Here is a 1,351-nt window from a genome sequence, read left to right as displayed (position 1 = left end):
GAGGTGGCTGCGGCGATGAATCTGTCGCCGCTGGCGGCCAGCTATCTGGTGTCTGATGCTGAGGCGTTGGATGTGCGGTTGCCGGCGATCGCGGCGTTGTTGGCGCAGGGGCGTACCGATTGGCGCACGGTGCGTTTGATCATCGGGCGCACCGAGTTGGTCGCTGCGCAGTTGATCGCGCGCTTGGATGCCTCGCTGGCCGAGCGCATCGGCGCGTGGCAGGGGTGGTCGCGGCAGCGCATCATCAACGCGGTGGATGCCGCGGTGCGCGTGCTGGATCCCGATGCCGCTCGCGAGCGCCAGGGCGCCGCGCAGGCCGATCGTCATCTGGGGATCCGTGCGCTCGACAACGGGATGGCCGAGGTGTACGGCACGGTGGAGGCCGGTGTGGCCGCCGCGTTTGATCGGCGGTTGTCGCAGTTGGCTAAGCAGGTGTGTGCCGGTGATCCGCGGACCCTGGATCAGCGTCGCGCGGATGCGCTGGGTTGTCTCAGCGACAGTCGAGCGCTGGGTTGTGCGTGTGGGCGGCCGGAGTGTCCGCATCGCAGCGACACCGAGCGCGCTGGGCATCGGGTGGTGATCAATGTGGTGGCCAGCGCCGACACCGTGGATGGCACCAGCACCCAGCCCGGCTACCTGGAGGGCTACGGGGTCATCGATGCCGGGCAGGTGCGTGATCTGGTGGCCAGCGCGGCGCTGCAGGTCATCAACCCCGACACCAGCCCGCTGGAGGCGCTGCGCTATCAACCCTCGGCGGCGCTGGAACGTGCCGTGCGGTGTCGGGATCTGACCTGTCGCTTCCCCGGCTGTGCCCGCCCCGCGGCGATCTGCGATCTGGACCACACCGTCGCGTTCAACCACGCCGATCCCGCCGCCGGCGGCTTGACGGTGTTCGAGAACCTCAAATGCCTGTGCCGACACCATCATCGGCTGAAAACCTTCGGCGGCTGGCGTGACGAACAACTCGCCGATGGCACCGTGGTGTGGACCTCGCCGAGCGGGCACACCTACCGCACCGCCGCGGCCGGGGTGGATTTGTTCGGGCAGATGCGAAAACCCCCGTGCGCGCCGCCCACACCCGACCGGCGCAGCCGCTCGGCCGAGCGTGCCAGCCGAATCACCCGCGCGCGCAAGCACAACCGCGAACAGCGGCCAATCAACGAGTACGAGCGCTGGCTGGCCCGAGCTCGCGAGCGCGAGCTCGCCGATCGGCGGTTCCGAAACCACATGCGCGACATGCTGTTTGTGTTCAAGCGCGCGCCCAGCACCAGCCCGTTCTGCCGCTGGGTCAACGATCCACGCGAACCCGAAGAACTCCCCCCGGACTGGACACCCGACGAACCCATGCCAG

At 68.8% G+C, this 1,351-nt stretch carries 1 protein-coding gene; it reads left to right on the top strand.

The genetic code is table 11. The features are described from left to right. A partial coding sequence (locus tag BST12_RS28955) for an HNH endonuclease signature motif containing protein (protein ID WP_139802056.1) occupies positions 1-1,351 on the top strand: 1,351 nt, incomplete at both ends.

The sequence above is a fragment of the Mycobacterium angelicum genome, assembly GCF_002086155.1.
In the GTDB taxonomy this organism is placed as follows: Bacteria; Actinomycetota; Actinomycetes; order Mycobacteriales; family Mycobacteriaceae; genus Mycobacterium; species Mycobacterium angelicum.
Note: the sequence above shows the minus strand (reverse complement) of the source record. Positions and strands in the feature narration are given on the sequence as shown.